Below are 26,198 nucleotides of genomic sequence, written 5' to 3' on the forward strand. Positions count from 1 at the left end.
CCTCCAACTAACGCCGATGCGGCTCGTCCTTGCCTCAACCTCGCCGCGCCGTCGCGACCTGCTGGCGCGGATCGGCGTCCTGCCGGATCGCGTGGCGGCTCCCGATATCGATGAGAACCCGCTCAAGGGCGAGCTTCCGCGCGTCTATGCGCTGCGGCTGGCGGAGGCGAAGGCGCGGGCGGTGGCGCGCGGCGATGACGAGATCGTGCTGGCGGGCGACACCACCATCGCGCTCGGCCGCCGCATTCTGCCCCCCGCCGATACCGAGGCGGTCCAGCGCGAACTGCTCGCGAAACTTTCCGGCCGCCGCCACCATTGCCTCTCCGCGGTTTGCGTGATCGACATGGATGGCCGCGCCCGCGTCCGCCTGGCCGACACGATCGTCGCGTTCAAGCGGCTGAGCGAGGCGGAGATCGACCGCTACATTGCCTGCGGCGAGGGTCTGGGCAAGGCGGGCGGTTATGCCATCCAGGGGCGGGCCGAGGCGTTTGTCCGCTTCATCTCCGGCACCTATTCGGGCGTTGTCGGCTTGCCGCTCTACGACACGCGGGCGCTGCTCGAAACGGTCGGCTACCCGCTTGGCTGAATGGTTATACGAGGCCGGGATCGGCGAGAACCGCGCCGCGCTGGTCGCGCGCGGCACGATCCGCAAGGCGCGGATCGAGCTTCCCGGGCTGCGCGCCGACACCGTCGCTCCGGCGAAACTGATCGATCGAAGCACGGGCAAGGTCATGCTGCCCGATGGCGAAGAGGCGCTGTGCGACCCGTTGCCAAAGGGCGTGACGCAGGGCGCGTCCTTCCCCGCCCGGATCGTGCGTGAACCCGTTGCCGAACGCGGCCGGATGAAGCTCGCCAAGGCTGTCCCCGCGCCCGATCTGCCCCTCGCGCCCGGCCCCGACCTGCTGGCGCGGATCGTTGCGAGCGGCGTTCCCGTCCGGCATTGCCACCCCCATGAATCCGATGCGTTCGAGGAGGCGGGCTGGTCCGAGGTGCTGGAGGAAGCCCGGACCGGCGACATCGCCTTCGCCACCGGCGCGCTGCGGCTGGCGCTCACCCCGGCGATGGCATTGTTTGATGTCGATGGCGGCCCGCCGCTTGGGGCCTTGTCGATCGACGCCGCGCACGCCGTCGCGGCGGCGATGGAGCGGCTCGACATTACCGGATCGGTCGGCATCGACTTCCCCACCCTGGCCAACAAGGCGGAGCGCAACGCCGTCGCCGAAGCGATCGACGCTGCGTTGCCCCAGCCGTTCGAGCGGACCGCGATGAACGGCTTCGGCTTTCTCCAGATCGTCCGGCGCAAGACCCGCATGTCGCTGCCCGAATTGCTCGCCGCCGATCCGGTCGGCGCGATGCTGCGCGCGGAACTGCGCCGCCTCGAACGCCTTTCCCCGCCCGCGCCCGATACCCATATGCTGCCCCCAGCGCTGCTGCGCCGGCTGGAGCGCGCGCCCGACTGGATCGCGCAGTTGCACCGCCGCACCGGCGGCCACACCCGCTTTATGGAGCAAGGATGAAGACCGACTGCCCGATCTGCGGGCGCGCGCCCGTGCCCGAGTTCAAGCCCTTTTGCAGCCGCGGCTGCAAGGATCGCGACCTGCTGCAATGGCTGGGCGAGGGGTATCGCATCCCCGGTCCCCCCGCCGACCCGCAAAGCGGGCTGGACAGCGACGAACGCCGCGACTAAGAGCGCGCCTTCCGGCGTTGACCGGACCCGTGCCCGGGTAGCTCAGTTGGTAGAGCATGCGACTGAAAATCGCAGTGTCGGCGGTTCGATTCCGTCCCCGGGCACCACAATTCCTCCGCAACCGACCTCTCAGCCGCAAGGACCGGCGCCGCGATTCAGCGTAGCTGAATCCGACCCCAGCGATTCGGCGAGCGGGCTTGCGGGCCAGCCGTTTGTGCTGACGAGGTCGGCGCGGGGCGCGTCGGCCCAGGCATAGCGAACGCAACGCGCCGCAACGTTCGCGGGAATGATCAGCGCGACGGTGTCCGGACCGGACAGATGGCCTGTAACCTTAACGCAGGTTTCGGCACAAAGCTCGAAGCCGGAAACGGCGCGTCCGCGCGCGGAGGTCAGTCGGTCGTCCACTGTATAATATAGCGTCAGGCGCCGTCCCCGCCGACTGACCCGCTTCAGCACCGGCCCCGTCGATCCGGCGGGCGCGCGATAGGCGATCCGGAGCGCGATCGCTGCCGCCCGGTCGGCGACAGCCGCCTTGTACGGCGGGTGCAGATCGTCGGCGCCGCGCTGATCGATCTGGACGACCAGGCCCGCTGCGGGATCGCGCGCGACGAACCGGCGCTGCGCTTCCCGGATGACGGCCCAATTCCCGGGCGTGGCGGGCGGGGGCGGCGCGAAGGGGGGAAGCTGCACGACGATCATCGGCAGCGATTGGCCAAAGGTCCGGCGCCAGCTCGCGGCGAGGGCGGCGAGCCGCTCGCCATAGCGATCCGGCCGGTGCGTATCGCTCTCGCCCTGATACCAGAGCACGCCGCGCAACCCCAGCGGCGCGAGCGGGGCGATCATGGCGTTGAACACATGGCCGTCATTCTGGCGCGACACCTGGTCAGGCCGGGCGCGTCCAAGATCGCGCGTGCGCCCAAGATCGCGCGCGCGCAACGTCGCGGCATCGACAAAGGCCGCGATGCGGGTCCCGCCCCAGGACGCACCGACTAGCCCGATCGGAACGCCGAGTTGCGCGCGCAGGCGCTCGCCGAAACGATGGCAGATGGCGGAGAAGCGCGCCGCGCTCTGCGGTGTCGATACCTTCCAGCCGCCCAGGGTCACCAGGTGCGGGGACGGCATCGGCGCCTCGCGGCGCGCGATATCGAGCATCCGCAATCGGGTGTCGGGCGCGAATTGCGCGGGAAGATCGACCGCGCTGGAGCGCCGGAATTCCATGTTCGACTGCCCCGCGCACAGCCAGACATCGCCGATCAGGATGTCGCGATACCGGTCATGGAATGAGGGGGCCGAGGCTTCGAGCCGATAGGGACCGCCCGCCCGGCGCGCGGGAAGCAGGACGGACCAGGCCCCGTCCGATCCCGCTACCGTCCGCGCCTGCGCGTTGGCAAGGGAGACGTGGACAGGCTCCCCCGGCCTCGCGCGACCCCAGATGCGGATCGGGCGGTCCCGCTGCACGACCATGTGTGCGCCGAAGACCGAGTCGAGGCCCAACCGTTCCTCGGGCGGCGGGTCGCCCGCATCGCGGGTCTGAACTGCTGCGATGGGCAACGGCATGAGCGCTGCGGCGAGGACCAGAGCCGCGCTGCGTGGCATGAACATCCTTTCCTCCAATCCGCGGATCGACGTCAAGCTAGACCAGATGGCGGTTGACTTATAGCTAAAATAGCAACAAAAAGATGTTCAGCTGAACCGCTCGCTCGAAGCGGGGTGACGATTGGGATGGAGGATGCCTTGAAGAGAATCGCGAAAATTTCTCAGATTGCGCTGGTCGCAGCGATGCTTGGCGCCGCGCCAAACTGTTTCGCTCAGGAGAACGAAAGCGCGGCTGAGGCCGAGACCGGCGACACGCAGGCACCCACGACCGAAGTGATCGTCACCGGCATCCGCGAATCCGAAGCGGAATCGATCGATATCAAGCGCCGGTCGAAGCTGATCGTCGATTCGATCGTCGCAGAGGATATCGGCAAGCTGCCCGACCAGAATGTCGCCGAGTCGCTTGAGCGCGTGTCGGGCGTGCAGGTACGGCGCGAAATCGACGAGGCGGCCGATATCGCGATCCGCGGGCTCAGTCAGAACCGGCTGGAATTCAACGGCCACACGCTGATCAGCCCTTATGGCCGCGGCGCCGACGGCCCCGACGAGGGCGCCTATAACGTGCTCACGCTGATCCCCTCGGAACTGGTCGCGCGGATGGACGTGACCAAGCTGCCGTCACCCTCGATGATCGAAGGGTCGCTCGGCGGCACAGTCAACATCCTCACCCGCCGCGCATCGTCGCGGAAGAAGTTCTTCATCGGCGGATCGGCGCAGATCGTCGATAAATCCAAGGCGGGCGACCCGTCCTACCGGCTCACGGGTCTCGTCGCGGCATCGTTCCTCGACGGTCGGCTGGGCGTCGCGATCGGCGCCAATTATCAGCGGCTCAATATCGGCCAGGATTCGTTCGACAGCTATTCCTCCTGGCGCGAACAGCCCGACAATTTCAGTTCCGATCCCGACGTCGTCGATCCCAATGGCGATGGGAACAACATCTATTATTTCAACGACATCCGCTATCAGCGCCTGCAGGAAAAGCGCACCAAATACGGGGTCACCACGAACATCTTCTTCGAGGCGAACGACAGCCTCGAATTTCATGCCGACCTGCTCTACGCCCATGCCGATACCGACCGGAAGCGCAACTGGGTGTCGATCCCGCTGAGCCGTGCCGCGTCCGGATATACCGACCTCGTTGTTTCGGAGAACGAGAATATCGTCGCCGGTACGGTACGCGCCGTCATTCAGGGCAATGCCGAGCGGCTGACTCTGCCCACCGATATCTTCTCGGGCCAGTTCGGCGTGAAGGGCAAGCTGGGCGACCGCATCGAACTGTCGAGCGACGTGTCCTTTACCCGCGCTACTCAGGATTACGGCCAGACCTATCTGCGTGCCGACACGACCTCCGCGCAACTCGTCTCGTTCGACTTTCGCGATCGCGACGTGCCCGCAGTCGGCTTGCCCGCCAATGTCGATATCACCGATCCGGCGCTCTATATCTACCGGACCAGCTTCGATAACCGCTATCTGTACGAGGCGGAGGAAGCGACTTTCCGGCTGGACGCGCGCTACAGTTTCGATCGCGGGTTCCTGACCTCGATCGAGGCGGGCTATCGCTTCGCGCAGATCGACCTCAACCGCGAAACCTATCGCAACCAGACGACCTATCCGACGGGCGCATCGACGCGCATCCCGGTGACCGCGATTCCGGGCAATTACGAGATCGTCGAGTTCGACCGGTTCCTGACCGGCGCCCAGGGCGACTTCCCGACCGCCTATCTGGTGCCGATCACCGACAAGCAGGGGAATGAGGGCATCTGCCAGGTCTTCTCGTCGACCTGCACGCCCAATCTCTACGACCCGACATCGAGCTTCACCCTGCGCGAGCCGGTTCATTCGGCCTATGTCCAGGGCAATTTCGAAACGCGTCTGCTCGCCTTGCCGGTCAGCGGCAATTTCGGCCTGCGCTACGTTAACACCCGGCTGATCGCAGATGGTTTCTACGGCATTCGGGGCAGCACCACGCCGGGCGCGTTCGAGCCGGTCAACCAGACCGTCGCCTATGACGACTGGCTGCCCAGCGTCGCGACGCGGTTCGAGGTGTCGGACAACGTGCTGTTCCGTTTGGGCGCCGCGCGGGTGATGGCGCGGCCGGACACGCGCGACCAGTCGCCGTCCTTCTCGATCACCTCGGCCGGGACCGGCGCGGGCGGCAATCCGGCGCTCCAGCCCTTCCGCGTCAATCAGCTGGACGCCTCGATCGAATGGTACCCGCGGCGCGGCGCGCTCTGGTCGCTGGCCGCCTTCTACAAGGATGTCGAGAGCTTCATCTACTCGCAGACGGTCGAGGAAGTGATCCCCGGTCTGGACGCCGATCCGAACGACAGCGATCCCGAAACCCCCTATCGCATCGGCCGCACGTTCAACGGCCAGGGCGCGACGATCAAGGGCTTCGAGGTCCAGATCCGTCAGCCGCTCGACTTCCTGCCCGGTCCGCTCGAACATTTCGGGGTCAAGGGCACCTACACCTTCATCGACAGCAAGTCAGGGATCATCGACGGCCGCACGAACGAGGAATTGCCGCTCCAGTCGCTGTCCAAGCATAGCGGCACCGCATTGCTCTTCTACGAGGATGGGCCGTTCGGGATGCGGGTGGGCTATTCCTATCGCAGCGGATTCCTCAACCGTATCGGCCTGTCGGGCAACGGCATCTATTATCGCGCGGCGGGCTATCTGTCGGCGGGGGTCGATTACGACATCGCCAAGGGGGTGAAGATCAGCGTGTCCGGGTCGAACCTCACCAACACCCCGACGCGCAAATATGCGAATTATGAGGAAGCGACCGCCAGCTATCTCGAAAATGGGCGCAACTTGACCGCGACCCTGACTTTCCGGTTCTGACGATCAAGAGGTGTAGCGTGATGATTGGGCGTACGGGCCGGTTGCCGGCGGTGTTGGCGATGCTCGCGGCGGGGACGGCGCTGTCCGCTTGCGCCACGCGGCAAGGGGCAGGGGCGGATGCCGTTCCTGCCGCTCCGGTACAGGATGCGCTGGCGCAGCGGATCGCGGGCTTCGATCTCGACTTCACGGTGCTGTACCGGCCCGACGATCCCCAGATCGCGCAGCGCCCGGCGGGGATCAAGGGCGTCGCCTATAATGTCGCCACCTGGCGCGCCTTCGATCCCGCACGCGCCGATCTCGTCGCCGAGAAGCGCGACGAGGCGGTGCAGGGCGACGGGTTCGACGAGCGTATCCTCGCCGCGAAGGCCGAGGCACGTAGCGCCGACTATTTCAACGCGGGCGAAACGATTGCGATCAAGCCCGCCAGCGTGCGGCGTGAGGGCGATCGGCTGATCGCGACCTACCCCGCCGATGCGCGTTTTACGCTCACCGCCGAAATCGATCTGGCGGCCCAGCCCTATCCGCTGCTGAGCTGGAAGCTCGACGCGAAACAGCCCGGCTATTTCTCGGTCGGCTATACCGGCGCGCCCGACCTTGCCCCCGCACAGGCATCGGAAATCTGGCAGCCGCTGATCTGGCAGGAAAAGCGGCTGCCGGACCGCTCGTACCTGACGCTCGCCTATCGCGCGACGCTGCCCACGACGATGGTCCGCCAGGGCGACACCGGCTTTGCCGCGATCGCGCATCCCGACGAATTCCCGTTCCAGCCGCTGCCGCTCGCCGACAACAGCCGCTTCGGCGTCGCGGTGCGCGGCACCGACGGCACCGCCAGCCCGATGATCTTCGCGCCGGTAATGGGCGGTGCGGGATCGAAGCTCGCCAGCGGCGCCAGCACGCAGTTCCGCGCCTATCTCGTCCGCGAACGGGCCGAAGAGCTGACCCAGCTCTACGAAAAGCTGGCGCGCGACGTCTACGGCTTCCGCGATTTCCGCAGCAACGCGGTGGGCTCGCTCAACACGACCTTCGACCGCATGGTCGATTATTCGATGTCGTCCTACGCGCGCTGGATCGCCGAGCTGAAGGGATCGTCCTACTCGACCGACGTGCCCGGCGCGGTGAAGAATGTCAGCAGCCTCAACCCGTTCGAACTGGCGCTGGTCACCGACCGTCCCGGCATGTTCGAGGACCGGGTGATCCCCTATGTCGAATATATGCTGTCGCGGGAGAAATTCCTGTTCAGCCTCGACCCGAAGCAGAAGATCCAGAACCCCTCGCGCACGCTGCTCGGCCCGACCGCGCCGATTTCCGAACTGGCGACGCTCTATGCCGTGCTCGGCCGCCGCAACCCCGCGCTGCTCGACCTGGCGAAGCGCGAATATGCAGGGTCGCGCACGCGCAACCTGGATGTCGCCGAGAAGGGCAGGACCTGGGCAAACGCGCTGTCGCTTTACGAGGCGACCGGCGACCGCGCGATGCTGGCCACCGCCATTGCCGGCGCGGATCGCTATCTGGCGACGCGCGTCGAGACGCAGCAGACCGAATTCAAGGACGCGTCCTTCTTCTTCTGGCCCGCCTTCGTCCCCGATTTCGTCGATCTCTACCGCCTGTACGAGGCAAGCGGTGAGAAGCGCTTCCTCGATGCCGCCCGGCTCGGCGCGCGGCGCTATACGATGTTCACCTGGATGGCCCCCGCCATCCCTGAGGCTAACGTCACGGTCAATCCCGGCGGCAAGGCGCCGGTCTATTGGTACCTAAAGTCCAAGGGCCACAAGCCGATGTCCGCGCCGGAGGAACAGGTTCCCGCCTGGCGCCTGTCCGAAATGGGACTGACCCCGGAAAGCTCGGGCACCAGCACCGGGCACCGTGCGATCTTCATGGCGAATTTCGCGCCCTGGATGCTGCGGATCGCGGCGGATACTGGCGACAAATTGCTCCACGACGTCGCCCGTTCGGCGATCATCGGGCGCTATCGCAATTTCCCCGGCTATCACATCAACACCGCGCGCACGACGATCTACGAGGGCGCGGACTATCCGCTCAACGAACATCAGAATCTGAGCGTCAACTCGTTCCACTATAATCACATCTGGCCGATGGCGACGATGCTGCTCGACTATCTGCTCGCCGATGCAAGCGCGCGGTCGAAGGGGCAGATCGATTTCCCCAGCCAGTTCATCGAAGCCTATGCCTATCTCCAGAACGGCTTTTACGGCTATGCGCCGGGCCGCTTCTATGGCGACAGCGGCGTGCATCTGTGGATGCCAAAAGGGCTGCTGACGCGCTTCCACCCCGAACTCAACTATGTCGCGGGCTATCGCGGCGACGCGCTCTACCTGGCGCTCGCCAACCAGTCGGACAAGCCGGTGAGCAGTGCGATCGAGGTCGATCCGGCGCGCGTTACCGCCACCGGCCCGCTGCGCGTCACCGCGTTGTCGCGCGAGGGCAGGGCGGGCCTTGCCGACGGCAAGGTGGCGGTCACCGTCCCTGCGGGTGGCCAGGTTGCGCTGCGCATCGACGGGCTGCGCGCAAAGACGAGCATCGACCGGGCGGGGCTCGAAAAGCCCGGTACGCCAGTCCCCAACGACAGCGCTGAACTGGCCGCAGGGGATGCGCGCGCATACCTGCTCGATTTCGGCAGCTTCGGGCGGCGCGGCTATGTCTATCTCCGCGAGGATGACAGCAGCGTGGCGCGCGCCACGCTGCGCTACCGCGACGGGGCAGGCTGGAAGACGGTCACCGACGCCGCTTTCCCGTTCGAATTCAGCGTACCCCGAAAGCACGGCCAGAGCCTGCGCTTCACCCTCTCGGTCGACAAGGTTGGGGGAGGCACCGTGACGAGTCCGGAGACGGTATTGGGGGAGTGAGGGGGCGCGCGCTCCCCTCCATTTCCATTGTCACCCCGGACTTGTTCCGGGGTCCACCGTCCGGCCAGCGCTAGACTAGAGGCTCGATCGAAGCGCGTGCGTTACTGTGGACCCCGGCACAAGGCCGGGGTGATGATCTGGGGGGCGGCGCTACCTTAGGATTATCTGGAGCGCAGCACGGCCCTCTATCCCTGAATCTTCTCCGCATACGCCCATAACGCCGCGCTTGGCGCCACGCCCAGCCCCGGTCCCTCGGGCAGCACATAGGCGCCCGCTTCGCACTTCAGCTCGCCGTCGAGCAACGCCGCGTTCCGGTCCAGAATCGAATGCTGATATTCGTGCATCGGCAGCTCTTCGATCGCCGCCGACGCCTGCAGGCTCGCCGCCTGAAAGATGCCGACCCCGATCGTCGCGTGCGGGATCGTCTTCACGTGATGCGCACCGGCAAGCTGTGCGATCCGCAGGAACTGGGTGATCCCCTTATGCCCCATCTCGGGCTGGACGATCGCCAGCGCGCCCGCGCGTAGCCGGGGCAGGGCGTCGTGGACGCTGCGCCATTCCTCACCCCCCGCGATCGGGGTGACGACGGCCCGGGCGACATGCGCCAGCCCCTCGACATCCTCGGGCTTCACCGGCGCTTCGGCGAAATAGAGGCCGTAAGGTTCCAGCCGCCGGATCAGCGCCGCCGCCTCGCCACGACCGAACATCCAGTGGAAGTCGATCATCAGCTTGACCTGCGGCCCCAGCGCATCGCGCAGCGCCGCCAGTTCGGCCTCGATCCCGTCGGGGTCGACCGCCGCGGCGAACTTGATCGCGTCATAGCCCTTGGCGACGAACTGCGCGGCCAGCTCCACCCGCTCGTCGAGCGTCGCCCGCGGGAGGCCGGAGACATAGGCGGGGATCGACGAGCGCCGCTCGCCGCCCAGCAGCTTGCGGATCGGCTGCCCGGCCAGCTTGCCGCAGATATCCCACAGCGCGATGTCCACTGCGGCGAGCGCATCGAGCCAGAAGCCACCGGTGTAGCCGCGCACGCGCAGCGTATCGTACAAATCGTGCCAGATCGCCGACACGTCGAACGGATCGCGCCCGCGCACCAGCGGCAGGATCAGGTCGTCGACCAACTCGCCGATCACGCGCGGCGCGGTCAGGCCATAGGTCTCGCCCCAGCCGACCGCTCCGTCCCGTGTGGTCACCTTGACCAGCACGGACCGGTCCTGGGTGGGGTAGATGGTGCCGTTCGAGCTGCGGACCAGATAGCCGCGTTCGTTCACGCTTTCGCCCGGGCGCAGCGGCCCCAGATAGGGCGTGTCGCGCGGGATGGTGACGATGAACGTCTCGATATGGTCGATCTGGTCGCGCATGGCGCTGCCCCTATACGCTCTGGCGCAGGTCGAGCGAACTGCCCATCTCGCGCATCAGCGGCTCCAGCGCGGCGAGCAACTGGTCCAGCTCGGCCAGGTCATGCCGGTCGAGCTGCGGCCCCGGCGCGCGCACATAGGCGCTCTCGATCAGTCCGCGGCGGCGCAACACTTCCTTGGTCAGCCGCCAGCGGAACACCGCCTGCATGTTGAGCAGCGGGAGCGTGCGTTCGAACAGCATCCGCACCGTCGCCAGATCGCCCGCGCGATGCGCCGCGATCAGCTTGACGTGCAGATCGGCGATCTCCGACGCGGGCATCGTTCCCTCGGCCCCGCGCGCCAGCTCGTCGGTGATATAGCGCCCGCCGGCGCCGCCGAAGATCGCACGCAGCTGTGGCACGCCCGCCTCGCGCAGCATCGTGATGCGCTGGCCACAGGGGGCGTTCTCTTCCTTCACATAGGCGATGTTCGGCGCCCGCGCGATCACCTGGACCAGCTGGCGGGTGCTCAGCCCGAGGCCCATCGGGCGTGGCGCATTCTGCAACATCACCGGAACCGACGCCGCGTCGGCGAGCCCGGCATAGAAATCGCCGATCGCGTCGAGATCGTCGCCCTTGCGCGCCGGGGTCACGATCATCGCTGCCGCTGCGCCCGCGCGCTCGGCAGCAGCGATCAGCGTTGCGCTCTCGGCATCGCTCTGGCCGCTGCACCCGGCGACAAAGGCGACGCGACCTGCGGTACGCTCGCCGATTGCCGCGATCAGCGTCAGGCGCTCGTCGATGTCGAGCATGTCATATTCGCTGGCCAGGCCCGGGAACACCACGCCGTCGCAGCCGCATCCGATCACCCATTCGACGACATTGGCCATGCCGTTGCTGTCGATTTCGCCTGCATCGTCGAAGATGGTGGGAAGCACCGGAAAGGCGCCGGCAATATCCTTCATGCACATCACTCCCGTGCTCGGCCTGTAACCCGGCCGCGCATCGGGCTTATTCAAACATTGCTAAATTAGCAATACTTTTCGGCTAATCGCTGATCCGCGCAGCCGCCCCCTTGAGCGCTTCGACGATCGCCCCGGTATTGTGTTCGGGAATCCAGCCCGACATGCCGACCGCGGCGAAGGAGGGGTGGGAAACCGGAACCGCGACGGTGTGCCGATCCTCCGCCGCATTGACGAGCACGCGCGCATAACCCTGTTCGCGCACCGCCCCGATCGCCGTGAGCAGATCGTCCAGACCGCCGGGAAATCCGGGAATTTCGCGATTCGCGAACAGGTCGGCGATCAGCGCATCGTCATGCTGGGCAAGCAGCGCCATGCCGATCCCGCTGGATGTTGCGGGCAACAGGCCGATCCGGCCGATCCCCTCGGTCGTGCTCATGCCGGGCGGGGCGTGGAACAGATAGCTGACACTGTCGCGCCACAGCACGCCCAGCGCGATGGTCAGCCCGAACCGGCGCAGTTCCTCCAGCACCGGCAGCGCATCCTGCATGATCCGCGATGCGTGCAGGCTCTGCGCAGCCAGCACGTGCATCCCCGGGCCGGCGGTATATTTGCGGTTCGCCGTCTGCCGGGCGATGCCAAGATAGGATAGCGTCTTGAGCAGCCGATTGACGCGCGTGGGATTGAAGCCAAGCTGCCGTGCCAGTTCGCGATTTCCGACCGGTTCGGGCGACACCGCCAGCGCCTGGAGCGTGGCGATTCCGTCGATCAGGCTCTGGTTGGGCTGGGCATTGGGTTTGGACAGCATAAGCAGGCGTTCCGATCAGATGCGCCGGATTGGCGCCACAGGATAATGCGGACGACGGCGCCTTGCACCATCGCCCGCATCCCTTGTGAAGGATGTCGCTAAGAGCGCAACTCCTTTGTTTCGCCTGGCGTTACATTTCTCTCGAACAGAGGATCAATTGGGATTGAACGATCCCGGCGGATCGGCGGGATAGTTGGTCACCGCGATCTTGCGCCGGGTGATGCGCGTGTGCCCGCTGGCGATCGACTTGCGGTAGAAGAGGTAGCTTTTGCCGTTCGAATAGACCCGGTCGAAGTTCGAATCGCCATAATCGCCGCCGTCGAAATCGATCACCACCGGATAATTCGCCTGTGCCGATGTCGAGACCAGAAGACTCTGTGGTTCGCTCCAGGTCAGTAGGTCGGTCGAGGTCGTATATTGCACCGCGCTGCTGTTGCGAATGATCGCGATATAATGGCGCGACGGCTTGTGCCACACGACCGAGCGGAGATAGCTTTTGAACAGCGACGGCTGAACGAGCGCGCAGGCCGAATTGGTGTTGCTGTACGGGTTCTTCATCTGCTGGGTGAATTGCGGCGTTGCGGTACTGCCATCCCATGCGCGCCAGCTCGTCCGGTCGGTGGGATCGGCGCTGCGGAACAGGCACACGCCCTTGCCCTGCCCGGCATAATTGGAGCTGCTATAGGCGAACATGTAATGATAGCCGTCCAGCGTCCCGTCCTGATTGCGGCCGCGGATGATGTTCGACGGGGTGCCGTATCCGATCCAGCCGGCACTCGTCGTGTTGGCGTCGCCCGGATAGGCGACATGCGGATAGATGGCGACATGGTCCGGCGTCGCGGCGGAGCGGCTGAAGTCGACATGCCGGTCGGGGGGTGAAACCGTCGCGGTCCACAATGGGATCGACGAATACCAGCAATAGGGAAGCCCGTCGGTCGTCCCCGCATCGTGACAATCGGGGTCGTTGGTGCGCGTGCCGAAATAATCCTGATGGCCATAGGCATAGACGGTCGATCCGGCGAAATGGATCGCCTGGATCCACGTCTTCTGGTCGAATTGCGACGGATCGGTATTGCCGCTGTTGCCGATCATCACCGGGGTGCAGTCGAGCGCGGCGGTTTTGGGATTGTTGGTGAAGCCGGTCACCGATCCGGTCCATTGCCAGCCGGTCGCATTGGGGTCGGACACGGTCAGGTGGATGACGTTGTTCTGGTCCTCGAACGCGCGGACCGGGCCGTCGATATGGACCTTCTGCGTTCCGCACAAATTGGTGTCGCTATCGTGGAAGGTCTCGATCACCGAATCGGCGAGGCCGAGTGTCGGTGCGTCCAGCGTGGACGACAGGCTTGCGCTCTCCGGCGTGGCGGACGCGCCGCGCCCCGGTCGCGTCGCCGCGCCCGACTCTCCGGCAATGCGGACGATGCCGCTCCCGGCAGTGGAGCGGCTGTCGGCGGACATCAATGCGGCGCCCCCGCCTGTCGCGAGCATTCCGGCCGCGAGCGCGGCACCGGCTAGGACTTTCGGCATGACTCTCTCCTATGTGCGTTTCTCCCGGCTCCCAACGCCACGCGGAGCCACAGCCTCCATAGGATATAATTGCTTATATAGCACTATGATTTGTGCAATATCCACTATGTGGGCGTTGCCTTTGCAATTTGTTGCTCTAATAGTGCTATAAAATTTGCTCGGAGGGGATGCATAATGAGGGGCCGTGATGACCACCGCTGATGCGATCGTCCTGATCGCCTATCTCGCCGGGATGTTGGCGCTCGGCATCTTCTACATGCGCCGCAACACCAGCCTGAAACAGATGTTCGCCGCGGGACACCAGTCGCCCTGGTGGGTGGCCGGGCTTTCGGGCTTCATGACGATGTTCTCGGCGGGGACGTTCGTCGTCTGGGGCGGCCTTGCCTATCGCTCGGGCCTGGTCGCGGTCGCGGTCAACATGTCCTATGGCGTCGCCGCCCTTCTCGCCGGCGCATTCCTCGCCGCACGCTGGCGCAGGCTGGGCGTGGATTCGCCCGCAGACTATGTGCGGCTGCGCTTCGGCCAGTCTGCGGTGCAGCTTTATTTATGGGTGATGATGCTCTTCCGCCTGATCGGATCGGGCATCGCGCTCTATGCGTTGTCGGTACTGCTCTGCGTGCTCGTGCCGCTGGATCCCGGTCACATGCTGCGCGACCCGGATACGGGCAATCTTTCGGTCACCTTCGCGGTGATCGGCTTCGGCGCGGTGATCGTCCTCTATACGATGCTGGGCGGCCTGTGGGCGGTGCTGATGACCGATGTCATGCAGTTCATCGTCCTCAACCTTGCCGTGCTCATCACCGTGATCCTGATCCTTATGCGGATCGGCGGGCTGGAGGGCTTTGTCGAACGCGCGCCGCAGGGCTTTTTTGCATTGACCAGCGACGATTATGGCTGGTGGTTCATCGCCGCCTGGACGGTGATCCACTTCTTCATGATCGGTGCCGAATGGGCTTTCGTGCAGCGCTTCATCAGCGTGCCGACGCCCGCCGATGCACGGCGCAGCGCGTGGCTGTTCGGCGGGCTCTATCTGATCTCGCCCGCTTTCTGGCTGCTCCCGCCGATGCTCTATCGCGCGATCGATCCCAATGCCGATCCGGAACAAGCCTATATGCTCGCCGCGCAGGCGGTGTTGCCGGCCGGCATGCTGGGCCTCGTCCTCGCCGCGATGTTCTCGGCGACTGCGAGCCTCATCAGCGGGCAGCTCAACGTCTTTGCGGGCGCGCTCACGCCGATGCTGACGCGCGGTCGGGATGGCATCGCGGAAGTGCGCACGGGGCGTCTGGTGACGATCGGCCTGGGTGCGTTCCTGACGCTGGTGGCTGCGATGATCCCCTTGCTCGGCGGCGCGGAAAAGGTGATCGTCGCGGCGACCAGCCTGCTCGTCGTGCCGTTGGTGGCACCCAGCGTCTGGGGATTCTTCAGCAACCGGGTCGATCAGCGATCGGCCTGGCTCACCGTGATCGCGGCGGGCACCGTCGGTCTGTTCCTGCGCTACCTGATCACGCCGTCCGGACCGCTTGGCGCTGTCGCCGGGCTCCGCCCGCTCCAGTCCTGGGCGGCGGAGGCGGGCATCCTGATCGACGTGATCGTCGGGGTCGCGGTGCCGATGCTGGTGCTGGGCGGCTATCACCTGTTCTCACGCCGGATTGCCCCGGGTGTCGCGCGGATCGCCGCGCTCCCGCCGGCCCCGGAAACCGTTCCGGGCGGCGGCGCGTCGGACGCGCCGCGTATCGTCGCGCTGACGGTTGGCGCGAGCGGGTTCTTGCTGTGGATGAGCGCAATCACGGCGAGCGCTGAGGATCGCATGGTCCTGCTGATCACCGGAGCGGCGCTTGCAGCGCTGGCGCTCTTTGCCGAGTGGATCGGGCGGCGCGGTGCACGCGCAGTCGAACAAGCGGAGGCGCTGACGTGAGCGGACGGTTCGAAGGGCGGCGCATTCTCGTCACCGGTGCCTCGGGCGGGATCGGTCACGCGGTGGTTGATGGATTCCGGCGCGAAGGCGGATGGGTGTGCGCACTCGGCCATTCGCGCCCGGGCAATGGCGATCTCAACCTCGCCGCCGACCTCGCCTCGGACGATGCAGTTGCAGACGCGCTGGCGGCGATGCAGGACGTGGGCGGCGCGGCGGACATCGTCGTGCATTCGGGTGCGGCGAGCGTCAATGCCGGTATCGCCGATACACCCAGCGCCGACTGGCTGCGCATCTATGACGTCAATGTCGTCGGCGCCGTGCGGCTGATCCAGGGATGCGCCCCGGCGATGGCGGCAAAGGGCGGCGGCAATTTCGTGCTGATCTCCTCGATCAACGCGCGCTTCGCAACGCCGACTCTGGCCGCCTATGCGGCGTCAAAGGCGGCGCTCGACGGCCTGATCCGCACCGCCGCGCTTGACCTGGCGGAGCAGAATATTCGCGTGAACGGCGTTGCTCCGGCATCGGTCGACACCCCCCTGCTCGCGCGCAATTTCGATTCTACCCCCGATCCGGCGGCGGCGCGCGCTGCCAATGTCGGTCGCCACCCGCTCGGGCGGCTCGGCACGCCACGGGATGTCGCGGAAACGGTGTTGTTCGTCGCCTCCGACGCGGCGGGATGGATGACCGGAACGATTGTCGAACTGGATGGAGGTGCCGGTGTCACTCGGCGTTAGCGGTGCCCGGCCGATGGTCGGGATCAATTGGGGGAGCAGCAATTTCCGCGCCTGGCGGATCGGCGCGGACGGCACCGTGCTGGACCGCGTAGCGATGCCGCACGGTGTCGCGGCGCTCGATCGCGAGGGGATGCGTGCGTGCATCGACGCGCTGGTGGCGCGCTGGGGCCCACTCGGTGACTGCTGGGCATCCGGGATGATCGGATCGAATATCGGCTGGGCCGATGCGGGTTATTGCAAGGCGCCGTCATCGGTCGCCGACCTTGCCGCGCACAGCCTGGACGCGACGATCGGCGACACGCCCGTCCGTATCATTCCCGGTCTTGCCTGTACCGGCCCCCATGGCGGGCCCGATGTGATGCGCGGCGAGGAGGTCGAACTTTACGGTTATCTTGCGCTGTGTGGCGCGCGCAGCGGCGATCAGTTCATCGTCCTGCCCGGTACGCACAGCAAATGGGTGCATTGCCGCGACGGGCGGATCGTCGATTTCTTCACCGCGATGGGCGGGGAAATCTTTGACCGGATGACGAGCCAGGGGCTGCTCGCCTCGATCACCGAAGGCAGCGGTGCGGTCGGCGCGGCGTTCGATGGCGGATGCGATCGCGCGCGCCTCAGCGGCCTGGGCCTTGGCAGCCTGTTGTTCGAGACGCGCGCCCGCGCCGTCCGTGCCGGGCTGGGCAAGGAAGACGCCGCGTCGCATCTGCGCGGCCTGCTGATCGGCGGCGAAATCGCCGATGCGCTGCGCCTCTATCCCGCGCTTGCCGGGGCGCAGGTCACGTTGATCGGAAACCCCGCGCTCAGCGCATTGTTCGCCCGTCCGCTCGGTGCACACGACATTGCGGCGGAGATCGTCGACTCCGAACGCTGCTGCATCGCGGGCTATGGCGCGCTGGTCGCCGCGACATCCGACCGCGCCGAGCGCGCGGCATGAGCAGCGAGACCAATGCCGCCGTCGACGCCGCGCTCGGCGCCGCACCGATCGTCGCGATCTTGCGCGGACTGCCGCCGCAGGATGCGATCTCGGTGGTCGAGGCGCTGTACGATGCAGGCGTTCGCGTCGCCGAAGTCCCGCTCAATTCGCCCGATCCATTCACCACCATCGCCCTGCTCCGCGCGCAATTCGGCGCGCGGATGGTGATCGGGGCCGGGACGGTGGTGGACGTGGCAGATGTCGACCGGCTCGCCGATGCGGGCGGACAGATTTGCGTCGCCCCCAATTGCGATACCGATGTAATCGCGCGCGCATTGGCGCTTGGCCTCGTCCCGATGCCGGGGGTCGCCTCGCCCAGCGAGGCGTTCCGCGCCTATCGCGCGGGTGCACGCTGGCTCAAATATTTCCCGGCGGGCGAGCTGGGGCTTGCCGCGATCGGCGCCTTGCGGCCGGTGATGCCCGCCGACACCCGCTTCATCGCCGTCGGCGGGGTCGGCGCGCGCAATGCCGCACGCTTCCTGCAGGGCGGATGCACCGCCATCGGCGTCGGCTCGGAACTCTACCGCCCCGGTGATAGCGCGGCAGCAGTTCGCAGCGCTGCCGACGCATTGATCGCTGCGCTGGCCGAGCCACCCGCACCCGCCACGCTGATCGCCAATCCCGGCGCGACGATCAGCGAATCGCCGCTGCTCGACCGATCCGGTACCGGCATCTTCTTCGTCGATCCCGTCCAGTCGGCGCTCCACCATATCGACCTTGCGACCGGCACCGAACGGCGGGTCCCGACGGGCCTGCCGCTCAACGCGATTGGCTGGCGCGGCGCTGCGATGATCGGGCTCGCCGACGATTCGGTGGTCGAGGTCGATCCGGCAAGGGGCGCGACCGTGCCGTTGCTGCGGGTCGATGTCGGCAACGGGTGTCGCTTCAACGACATGACCATCGGCGACGATGGTACGATCTGGGCCGGGACGATGCATCGCGGTCTGCTGAGCGGCAGGGGGACGCTGTTCCGGGTCGGCGCCGATGGCGCAGTGGCGCGATGCTGCGAGGGCCTGGGCGTCTGCAACGGAGTCGCCCTCATCGCCGACGGCACGACCCTCTATCTTATCGACACCCTGTCCCGCACGCTCATCCGCTTCCCGGTTGACGCGAAAGGCCAATCCCTTGGCGAACCGGTGATCGTCAGCGACTTTATGGGCGTGCCCGGCAAACCCGACGGCATGACGCTGAACCATGCGGGGCACCCGGTGGTGGCGATGTGGGGCGGGGGGCGGATCGTCGAACTGGGCGCGGACGGGTCGCTGCACCGCGCCGTTCACCTGCCCGCGCCGCATGTCAGCAGCCTGTGCCTCGATGGGGAAGGGCGGATCATCGTCACCACCTCCCGGATGCGGTTGAGTCCGCAGGTGATCGACTCGACCGCATCAGGGGCCGTGTTCAGGGTCGAGTAGCAGGCCCACCCGCGCGACTGACTGACAGCGCCGCGATGATCTGCCCATCCTACACATTCACGGCTTGGCTTGCCCGGGCGATCAGCATGGTCGTCTCGCACCGCACCGCTTCGCCGATCAGGATCAGGGTCGGCGCATCATCGGCGAAGGATCGGGTCGCGATGTCCAGCAGGTCGAGCCGGGTCGACAGACGCTTTTCATCGGGCAGGCTGACATTGCAGGCGATCAGCACCGGTGTCGCGCCGATCAGGCCCGCGGCGATCAGTCGCCGCGATATCTCCCCCGCCGCACCGCGTCCCATATAGAAGGCCAGCGTCGCCTGCCCCGCTGCCAGCCCGGCCCAGTCGAGATCGAGTGCGGCGCCGTTTCTGCTATGCGCGGTCACGAACCGCACCTCGCGCGCCAGCCCGCGCAGCGATAGCGAGACGCCCGCCGACGCTGCCGCCGCGCTCGCCGCCGTCACTCCCGGGCAGATCTGCACGATGAACCCTGCTTCCCGCAGCGCGGCCATCTCTTCGGCCGATCGACCGAACAGCGACGGATCGCCGCCCTTGAGCCGCACCACCCGCCGCCCGGCTCGGGCGGCGGCGACCAGCAGCGCGTCGATGCTGCCCTGATCCTTCGAATGCCGCCCGGCGCGCTTGCCGACGCTGACCCGCTCGACCCCGGCGGGGATCAGGTCGAGCACGCCGGACCCGACCAGCGCGTCGTGGAACACCATATCCGCCGCTTCGATCAGCCGAACCGCCTTGCGGGTCAGCAGATCGGGATCGCCCGGCCCCGCGCCGACCAGCCACACACTCCCCCCGGGAAAGTCGTCATGCGGCATCGGAGGTCACCTCGGAAAGGATGCGGGCGAGCGCCGGGCGGCACGATCCGCAATTGGTACCGGCCTGCAACGCGCCGCCGATCGCAGCGACATCGGCGAGCCCCCGATCGCGGATCGCCGCGACGATGGCGTTGAGTCCGACATCGAAGCAGGCGCAGATCACTGCGCCACGATCGGGCTGCATCCCCGGCGCGCGCCCGGCGAGCAGGGTCGGCGCGGCGCGCTCCTCGGCGAGCTGCGCGATCAGCCAGTCGCGTGTCGGCAGCTCACCAGTGCGGGTGACGAACAGCACCGCCGCCAGCTTGCCCTGGTCGAGCACCGCGATCCGCCGCGTCCCGCGGGCGGCATCGATGGCCTCGACCCGCTCGCCGCGCGGCAATATCGCCTCGATCCGCGCCGCATCGCCATTGCCCGCCAGCTCCCACAAGCTGCCCTGCGGCACCGCCACCCGCGTCGCCCACAGGCAGCGCGGCGGTGCCGTCAACTCGCTCGCGACGATCAGAAATCCGCGCCATTCGGTCGCCACGGCCTCGATCCGCGCCGGAGTCGCCTTGAACCCCGGCTGGCCCGAATGCGGATCGGTCAGCGGGCGCGGGAGCAGCCCGGTGCGCCCGCCGGTCGAAGTGCGGTCGGTCCAGTGGATCGGGGTGAACAGCTCGCCGCGCCGCTGCGCATCGGTCAGCGCGACGCGAAAGATGCTGTCCCCCTGTGGTGTCCCGACCCGCGCCAGCCCGCCGTCGGCCAGGCCGAGTTCGGCGGCGTCTTCGGGATGTACCTCGACCAGTGGCTCCTCGCGATGCCGCGCCAGTTTCGGCGACAGGCCGGTGCGGGTCATGCTGTGCCATTGGTCGCGATAGCGCCCGGTGTTGAGCGTCATCGGCCAGTCGCGCAGCGGCGCGGGCAACGGCTTTTGAGTCACCGGCACCAGCCGCGCGCGCGCGTCCGGCGTCGAATAGCGGCCATCGGCGAACGGCGTCCCGCCCCAGCGGAACGGGGGCATCGCGTCATAGGCGGCATTGCCCCCCGCTCCGCCATCGGGCAGCGCGAACAGCCTTTTGCCGTCATTGCCATAGCGCGACAGCCGACAATGCTCGCGCCAGATTTCTGCAGGGCGATCATAGGCAAAGGCAGTCTTCCACCCCATCCGCCGCGCGACCTCCTTGACGATCCACCAGTCGGGCTTCGCCTCGCCGGGCAGCGGGAAGAGCGCACGCTGGCGGCTGATCGTGCGGTCGCTGTTGGTCACCGTCCCGTCCTTCTCGCCCCAGGCGGCCGCGGGCAGGCGGACATGGGCATAGTCGGCGCTGTCGGTGCGCTCCATCACGTCGCTGACCAGGACGAAGGGGCAGGCGGCGAGTGCCTCGCGGACCCGGCCAGCGTCGGGCATCGACACCGCGGGGTTGGTCGCCATGATCCACAGCGCCTTGATCCGCCCCTCGCCGATCGCACGGAACAGATCGACCGCCTTCAGCCCCGGCTTTTGCGCGATCGCAGGCGAGGCCCAGAAGCGCTGGACCAGATCGCGGTGCTCGGGCGCGAAATCCATATGCGCGGCCAGGGTTGAGGCCAGCCCGCCAACCTCACGCCCGCCCATCGCATTGGGCTGTCCGGTGATCGAGAAGGGCGCCGCGCCCGGCCTACCGATCCGCCCGGTCGCCAGATGGACGTTTAGGATCGCGTTGACCTGATCGGTCCCGGCAAGCGCCTGGTTCACCCCCTGGCTGAACATGGTCACCGAACGCGGCGTCGCGGCGAACAACTCGTAGAAGCGCCTGAGGTCTGGAGGCGGCACATCGCAGGTGCGCGCCACCGACCACAGGTCGCTCCCCTCTCCTACCTCGTCCCAGAACCCCTCGGGCGTCGCGACATGCGCGGCGAGATATGTTTCGTCGATCGCGCCCACCTCGCGGCACCAGTGGAGCAGCCCGTTCATCAGCGCGACGTCGCTGCCCGGCCGGATCGCCAGATGCAGATCGGCCTCCTCTGCAGTCTCGGTGCGGCGCGGGTCGATCACCACCAGCTTTGCCCCCGCCTCACGCCGTGCGGCGATGCGCTGATAGACGATCGGGTGGCACCAGGCGGTGTTGCTGCCGACCAGTATGATCAGATCGGCGGCGTCGAGATCGTCATAGCTCGCCGGGACCACATCCTCGCCGAACGCGCGATTATGCCCCGCCACCGCGCTCGACATGCACAGCCGCGAATTGGTGTCGATATTCGCGGTGCCGATGAATCCCTTCATCAGCTTGTTCGCGACATAATAATCCTCGGTCAGCAACTGGCCCGAGACATAGAAGGCTACGCTCCCCGGCCCGTGCCGCGCAATCGTGTCGCGAAAGCGCCTGGCGACCAGGTTCAGCGCCTTATCCCAGCTCGCGCGCTTGAGGCCGATCATCGGGTGAAGCAGCCGCCCCTCCAGCCCCACCGTCTCGCCGAGATGCGTCCCCTTCGAACACAGCCGCCCGCGATTGGCGGGGTGATCGGGATCGCCCTCGATCCGCACTTCGCGCTCGCCCGTCACGGTCGCGCGGATCCCGCAACCGACGCCGCAATAGGCGCAGGTGGTGCGGATACTCACTAGCCCCTCCCCTTCAGGGGAGGGGTTGGGGTGGGGCCTATCCTCTGGGCACGTCGGTCTCGGTGAGACGGAAAGGCCCCACCCCCAACCCCTCCCCTGAAGGGGAGGGGCTTAGATGGATCCCCCCTCACGCCGCCGCCTTCAGCGTGCTCGCGCGACAGATCAGCACCCGCCCGCCGCTCACCTTGACGGGTATCGTCGGCGTACAGCCCTTGTCCTCGCCCAGCGCCTCGCCGCTGGTCAGCGAAATCCGCCAATTATGCAGCGGACACGCCACCGCTCCGCCATGCACGATCCCTTGGCTGAGCCGCCCATGCTTGTGCGGACAGCGGTCGAGCAGCGCGAACAGCTTGTTCTCGCCGGTGCGGAAGATCGCGATGTCATCGCCACCCTCGACCTGAACGGTCCGGCTGCCGCGCACCGGAATTTCGTTCAGCCAGCCGATATCGAGCCACGCGCCGATCATGCCATCTCTCCCACGGGGGTGAAGCGCGCCATCGGCGCATGATGCTCGCGCTCGGCGCCCTTTGCGCGTGCCGCCCAGGGATCGTCCTGCGAGAAGCGCTGCGAATGAAAGAAGCGCGCGGCGAGGTCGGCGCGGACCTGTGCGTCGTCGAGCAGCCGCGACCGGACATAGCCGACGCCGACCCGCTCGATCCAAGGCGCGGTGCGCTCGAGGTAACGCGCTTCCTCGCGGTAGAGCTGGATGAAGGCGGCGCAATGCTCGATCGCCTCCGCCTCGGTCGCGACCTTGCACAACAGGTCGGTGGCGCGGACATGGATGCCGCCATTGCCGCCGACATGCAGTTCGTAGCCCGAGTCCACGCACACCACGCCGAAATCCTTGATCGTCGCCTCGGCGCAGTTGCGCGGGCAGCCGCTGACCGCGATCTTGAACTTGTGCGGCATCCACGACCCCCAGGTCGCGCGCTCGATCTTGACGCCAAGGCCGGTCGAATCCTGCGTGCCGAAGCGGCACCATTCGGAGCCGACACAGGTCTTCACCGTGCGCAGCGACTTGCCATAGGCATGGCCGCTGACCATCCCGGCGGCGCCCAAATCGGCCCAGACGGCGGGCAGATCCTCCTTCCTGATCCCGAAAATGTCGAGCCGCTGGCCGCCGGTGACCTTGACCATCGGCGCGTTATATTTCTCGACCACATCGGCGATCGCGCGCAGTTCGCGCGGGTTGGTGAGGCCACCCCACATGCGCGGGACGACCGAATAGGTGCCGTCCTTCTGGATATTGGCGTGCATCCGTTCGTTGACGAAGCGGCTCTGCTGGTCGTCCTGATATTCGCCGGGCAGCGCGCAGAGCAGATAATAATTGAGCGCGGGGCGGCACGAGGAGCAGCCATCGGGCGTGCTCCAGTGCAGCTTCTGCATCACCTCCGGGATCGACCGCATCTCCTGCGCGACGATCTCGCGCCGGACATCGTCATGGCCGAAGCTGGTGCAGTTGCACATCGTCCTGGCACTCGCCTGCACCTCGTCGCCCAGCGTCAGCGCGAGGACGGTCTCGACCAGCCCGGTGCAGCTCCCGCAACTCGCCGATGCCTTGCACGTCGATCGCATCGCATCGAGGCTGTGCGCACCCCTGGCGATGCACGACACCAGCTGTCCCTTGGTCACGCCGTTGCAGCCGCAAATCTCGGCATCGTCCGAGAGCGCCGCAACGGTCGCCTTAGGGTCCGCCGCGCCCCCTCCCTGGGCGAAGGCCTGACCAAAGATCAGCAGGTCGCGGACCTCGGCCACGCTCTCCTGTTTCTTGAGCAAGTCGAAATACCAGTTGCCGTCGGCGGTATCGCCATAGAGCACCGCGCCGATAATGCGGTCGTCCTTGACCACCACGCGCTTGTACACCCCGCGCGCGGCGTCGCGCATCACGATGTCCTCGCACCCGTCGCCGCCGGAGAAATCGCCCGCCGAAAACACGTCGATCCCCGAAACCTTGAGCTTGGTCGAGGTGACCGATCCGCGATAGCCGCTGGGCTGGTCGGTCATGCGATCGGCGAGGCTCCGGCACATGTCCCAAAGCGGCGCGACCAGGCCATAGACATTTCCGTCATGCTCGACGCATTCGCCGACCGCCAGCACATCGGGGTCAGACGTGACCATATGGTCGTCAACCTTGATCCCGCGCCCGACCTCCAGCCCCGCGGCGCGGGCGAGGGCCGTCGAGGGACGGATGCCGACCGCCATCACCACCAGATCGGCGGCGATTTCGGTTCCGTCCTTAAGGCGGACCGCCTCCACCTTGCCGTCGCCCATGATCTCGGCGGTGTCGGCTCCGGTGAGGATCACCTGCCCGCGCGCTTCCAGCGCCTGTTTGAGCAGCCACCCAGCTGCTTCATCGAGCTGGCGCTCCATCAGCGTCGGCATTAGGTGCAGCACCGTCACCTTCATGCCCCGGAGCGACAGGCCATGTGCCGCTTCGAGCCCAAGCAGCCCGCCGCCGATCACCACCGCGCTCCCGCCTTTTGCGGCGGCGGTCAGCATCGTTCCGACATCGTCCATGTCGCGGAACGCGATCACGCCGGGCAGCTGGTGTCCGGGCACCGGGATGATGAAGGGGTCGGAGCCGGTGGCGATCAGCAGCTTGTCATAGGCGGTCGTCACCCCGGCGCGCGATGTCACCGTCTTCCCCGCGCGGTCGATCCCCACCACCGGGTCGCCCGCGATCAGGTCGATGCCATGTTCGGCATACCAGTCCGCCCCGTTGATCACGATGTCGTCAAACGCCTTCTCTCCCGCCAGCACGGGCGACAGCATGATGCGGTTGTAATTCACCCGCGGCTCGGCACCGAAGATGGTGACGCGATAGCGGGCCGGGTCGCGCGCCAGGATTTCCTCGACCGCGCGGCACCCGGCCATGCCGTTGCCGATCACGACGAGATGTTCGCGATGATCGTCCTTCGCGGGTAGGATGCGTTGCACGTCCATCAGAGTGTCCAGTCCAGTTGCAGCCAGTATTTGCGCGTGTCGGTGGCAAAGCCGTCGGCGCGATAATCCGCAAAGCGCACCGATGCGGTGGTCCTGCCCAGCTTCGCCGAAGCGAGCAGGTTGAGTTCGTCGCCATAATGGCGGGTCAGCCGGTCGCTTTCGTAGCGGTGCCATGCGGCCTGCAGCGCGACTGCTTTGGCCGGGCCGACCGCCTTCCAGCTCCAGCCCGCGCTCAGATACAGGTCGCGCAACCCGTCGGGCGGGGTGGCGAGATATTTGTCGGCCCAGCCCTGAAACTTGAACCCGGTGGCAAGCGGGGTCTGAAAGCTGGTGAAGGGGCGGCCGTCATCGGCACCCAGCACCTCATAGCCCGCCCCCAGCCTTGGCCCGTCAAGGTCCACCGATAGGTCCGCCAGCCAATAATGCGCGGCATAATCATTGGGGTTGCGCCCGAATTCGCTCTGGCGCGCATGGCTCAGCTGCCAGGCCAGCTTCGCCTTGCCCAGCGTTCGCGCGCCCGCCAGCCGCACGCCGAACGTCCGGCTCGACAGGCGGAATCCCTGCACCGCAGCCTCGTCCTGATCCGCCCAATAGCCAAAGCCGGTCAGCGTCCCGATCGGACTGGCCCAGGACAGGTTGGCGAAGACAGTGTCGCCGCCCACCGCGCGCTGCCGCGCGCCGGTGCCGTCCACGCCCCAGATCGTCCGCACGCTCCAGACATAGCTTAGGTCCGCCTTCACGCCCTTCACCGGCGTCACCTCGGCGCGCACCGCGTCGAAGCTCTGCCCGTTCTGGCGAAACCCGACCGCGCCGACGAACCGCTCGTCGTCGAGCGTGATCCGCTGGCGACCCGCAGTCAGCGTCACGCCCGGCAGCTTGAGCGCCAGTTGCGCCCGATGAATGGCGATGTTCTCCGGATCGGCGATCAGGGGGCGTGCCGCCGATCCGGAGAGTCCGTCCTCATAGCGGCCCGCAAGCGAGAGATTGCCCTGCGCCTCCACCAGCGCGGTGAGCGGCCCTTCGCTCGCCTGCACCCCGGCGCGCAGGCGCAGCGTCACCGCTTCGCCGTCGAGGGGCAGTCCGTCCTGTTCGACCCGCTCGGTGCGCAGCCGCGCATCGATCATCGGCGTCAGCGTCTGGGCGGTGGCGGGCATCGCCACCACCAGCCCGATCAGGGGGAATGTCCTCCACAT

Annotated in this window: 19 protein-coding genes and 1 tRNA gene; 10 read left to right on the top strand and 10 right to left on the bottom strand. The window is 66.9% G+C overall.

Going from position 1 to position 26,198, the window contains the following annotated elements; translation table 11 throughout:
- Nucleotides 1-16: 16 nt before the first annotated feature.
- The 4 genes from FPZ54_RS16225 to FPZ54_RS16240 all read left to right on the top strand — a co-directional run bounded on the left by FPZ54_RS16225 (nt 17) and on the right by FPZ54_RS16240 (nt 1,794).
- Nucleotides 17-586, top strand: a complete 570-nt coding sequence (locus FPZ54_RS16225; protein WP_145848874.1) for a Maf family protein — start codon at nt 17-19, stop codon at nt 584-586.
- The gene (locus FPZ54_RS16230) at nt 579-1,517 is read left to right on the top strand and encodes a ribonuclease (RefSeq protein ID WP_145848875.1); all 939 of its coding nucleotides are present in this window, start codon (nt 579-581) and stop codon (nt 1,515-1,517) included. The genes FPZ54_RS16225 and FPZ54_RS16230 overlap by 8 nt, the downstream gene beginning before the upstream one ends.
- Nucleotides 1,514-1,687 (top strand): DNA gyrase inhibitor YacG, encoded by a 174-nt coding sequence (locus FPZ54_RS16235; RefSeq protein ID WP_145848876.1) that lies wholly within the window; start codon nt 1,514-1,516, stop codon nt 1,685-1,687. The genes FPZ54_RS16230 and FPZ54_RS16235 overlap by 4 nt, the downstream gene beginning before the upstream one ends.
- 31 nt (nt 1,688-1,718) lie before the next feature.
- A tRNA-Phe gene (locus FPZ54_RS16240) sits at nt 1,719-1,794 on the top strand.
- A 22-nt stretch (nt 1,795-1,816) separates the two neighbouring features.
- On the opposite strand, the gene FPZ54_RS16245 is transcribed toward FPZ54_RS16240, so the two are convergent.
- Nucleotides 1,817-3,289 carry a sialate O-acetylesterase gene (locus FPZ54_RS16245; RefSeq protein ID WP_145848877.1) on the bottom strand — a complete coding sequence of 491 codons (1,473 nt, stop codon included), beginning with the start codon at nt 3,287-3,289 and terminating at the stop codon, nt 1,817-1,819.
- A gap of 132 nt (nt 3,290-3,421) precedes the next feature.
- Between FPZ54_RS16245 and FPZ54_RS16250 the strand changes: the two genes are divergently transcribed.
- Nucleotides 3,422-6,127: a TonB-dependent receptor gene (locus tag FPZ54_RS16250; RefSeq protein ID WP_186456798.1), complete on the top strand. Its 2,706-nt coding sequence runs from the start codon at nt 3,422-3,424 to the stop codon at nt 6,125-6,127.
- Between the two features lie 20 nt (nt 6,128-6,147).
- On the top strand, nt 6,148-8,991 hold the full coding sequence (locus FPZ54_RS16255) for a hypothetical protein (protein WP_145848879.1): 2,844 nt from the start codon (nt 6,148-6,150) through the stop codon (nt 8,989-8,991).
- Nucleotides 8,992-9,176: 185 nt separating this feature from the next.
- Here the strand turns inward: FPZ54_RS16255 and FPZ54_RS16260 are convergent, their stop codons facing one another.
- The 4 genes from FPZ54_RS16260 to FPZ54_RS16275 form a co-directional block, all read right to left on the bottom strand.
- Nucleotides 9,177-10,352 (bottom strand): mandelate racemase/muconate lactonizing enzyme family protein, encoded by a 1,176-nt coding sequence (locus FPZ54_RS16260; protein ID WP_145848880.1) that lies wholly within the window; start codon nt 10,350-10,352, stop codon nt 9,177-9,179.
- A gap of 10 nt (nt 10,353-10,362) precedes the next feature.
- A complete protein-coding gene (locus FPZ54_RS16265; protein WP_145848881.1) occupies nt 10,363-11,292 on the bottom strand; it encodes a dihydrodipicolinate synthase family protein in 930 nt (309 codons plus the stop codon).
- An 82-nt stretch (nt 11,293-11,374) separates the two neighbouring features.
- Nucleotides 11,375-12,097, bottom strand: a complete 723-nt coding sequence (locus FPZ54_RS16270; protein ID WP_145848882.1) for an IclR family transcriptional regulator — start codon at nt 12,095-12,097, stop codon at nt 11,375-11,377.
- Between the two features lie 153 nt (nt 12,098-12,250).
- The gene (locus FPZ54_RS16275; protein ID WP_145848883.1) at nt 12,251-13,624 is read right to left on the bottom strand and encodes a hypothetical protein; all 1,374 of its coding nucleotides are present in this window, start codon (nt 13,622-13,624) and stop codon (nt 12,251-12,253) included.
- A gap of 187 nt (nt 13,625-13,811) precedes the next feature.
- Between FPZ54_RS16275 and FPZ54_RS16280 the strand changes: the two genes are divergently transcribed.
- Genes FPZ54_RS16280 through FPZ54_RS19960 form a run of 4 tightly spaced genes read left to right on the top strand, consistent with a single transcriptional unit; the run spans nt 13,812 to nt 18,655 of the window.
- The gene (locus FPZ54_RS16280) at nt 13,812-15,539 is read left to right on the top strand and encodes a sodium:solute symporter family transporter (RefSeq protein WP_145848884.1); all 1,728 of its coding nucleotides are present in this window, start codon (nt 13,812-13,814) and stop codon (nt 15,537-15,539) included.
- Nucleotides 15,536-16,273: an SDR family NAD(P)-dependent oxidoreductase gene (locus FPZ54_RS16285; protein WP_145848885.1), complete on the top strand. Its 738-nt coding sequence runs from the start codon at nt 15,536-15,538 to the stop codon at nt 16,271-16,273. The genes FPZ54_RS16280 and FPZ54_RS16285 overlap by 4 nt, the downstream gene beginning before the upstream one ends.
- Nucleotides 16,257-17,204: a 2-dehydro-3-deoxygalactonokinase gene (locus FPZ54_RS16290; RefSeq protein ID WP_186456799.1), complete on the top strand. Its 948-nt coding sequence runs from the start codon at nt 16,257-16,259 to the stop codon at nt 17,202-17,204. The genes FPZ54_RS16285 and FPZ54_RS16290 overlap by 17 nt, the downstream gene beginning before the upstream one ends.
- Nucleotides 17,201-18,655 (top strand): 2-dehydro-3-deoxy-6-phosphogalactonate aldolase, encoded by a 1,455-nt coding sequence (locus FPZ54_RS19960; RefSeq protein ID WP_186456800.1) that lies wholly within the window; start codon nt 17,201-17,203, stop codon nt 18,653-18,655. Before FPZ54_RS16290 ends, FPZ54_RS19960 begins: the two co-directional genes overlap by 4 nt.
- A gap of 49 nt (nt 18,656-18,704) precedes the next feature.
- Here FPZ54_RS19960 and cobA read toward each other — a convergent pair whose 3' ends face one another.
- The 5 genes from cobA to FPZ54_RS16320 form a co-directional block, all read right to left on the bottom strand.
- Nucleotides 18,705-19,484, bottom strand: a complete 780-nt coding sequence (gene cobA, locus FPZ54_RS16300) for a uroporphyrinogen-III C-methyltransferase (RefSeq protein WP_145848887.1) — start codon at nt 19,482-19,484, stop codon at nt 18,705-18,707.
- Complete coding sequence (locus FPZ54_RS16305) at nt 19,474-22,062, bottom strand: nitrate reductase (RefSeq protein WP_145848888.1); 2,589 nt, start codon at nt 22,060-22,062, stop codon at nt 19,474-19,476. Before FPZ54_RS16305 ends, cobA begins: the two co-directional genes overlap by 11 nt.
- Nucleotides 22,063-22,189: 127 nt before the next feature.
- On the bottom strand, nt 22,190-22,528 hold the full coding sequence (gene nirD, locus FPZ54_RS16310) for a nitrite reductase small subunit NirD (protein ID WP_186456801.1): 339 nt from the start codon (nt 22,526-22,528) through the stop codon (nt 22,190-22,192).
- On the bottom strand, nt 22,525-25,005 hold the full coding sequence (gene nirB, locus FPZ54_RS16315) for a nitrite reductase large subunit NirB (protein ID WP_145848889.1): 2,481 nt from the start codon (nt 25,003-25,005) through the stop codon (nt 22,525-22,527). The genes nirD and nirB overlap by 4 nt, the downstream gene beginning before the upstream one ends.
- Complete coding sequence (locus FPZ54_RS16320) at nt 25,005-26,198, bottom strand: alginate export family protein (RefSeq protein ID WP_145848890.1); 1,194 nt, start codon at nt 26,196-26,198, stop codon at nt 25,005-25,007. The genes nirB and FPZ54_RS16320 overlap by 1 nt, the downstream gene beginning before the upstream one ends.

The sequence above is a fragment of the Sphingomonas suaedae genome, from assembly GCF_007833215.1.
Taxonomy (GTDB): domain Bacteria; phylum Pseudomonadota; class Alphaproteobacteria; order Sphingomonadales; family Sphingomonadaceae; genus Sphingomonas; species Sphingomonas suaedae.